The following is a 287-nucleotide window of genomic DNA, read 5'->3' as shown; positions in this document are numbered from 1 at the left end:
GAAGCTGCGTGGATACATGATTTACATGATTACACTGCGCTCCTGCGGATGCCATGATTGTTGTATCTGAAATAGGTGAACAATGATCTCCGCAAACTGCTCCGGCCATACAAGCTGAGATCGAGATGATCATCATTGTCTCGTTCGTACCTTGGAATACTGCAACTACGATTGGAATCAGAATTCCGAACGTTCCCCAGGAAGTACCTGTTGCAAATGCAAGAAAGCATCCTACAAGGAAGATGATTGCCGGAAGAAGGTTCATCAGTCCGCCTGCTGCTGAATTC

The 287-nt window shown here is 46.3% G+C and carries 1 protein-coding gene; it reads right to left on the bottom strand.

The window, feature by feature from the left end:
* A partial coding sequence (locus tag PZH32_RS13970) for a Na+/H+ antiporter NhaC family protein (RefSeq protein ID WP_275208870.1) occupies positions 1-265 on the bottom strand: 265 nt, incomplete at its 3' end.
* Positions 266-287 lie beyond the last annotated feature (22 nt).

It is taken from the genome of Adlercreutzia equolifaciens, from assembly GCF_029076695.1.
GTDB lineage: Bacteria > Actinomycetota > Coriobacteriia > Coriobacteriales > Eggerthellaceae > Adlercreutzia > Adlercreutzia equolifaciens_A.
The sequence above is the reverse complement of the archived record's forward strand: the minus strand, read 5'-3'. Positions and strand labels throughout refer to the sequence as shown.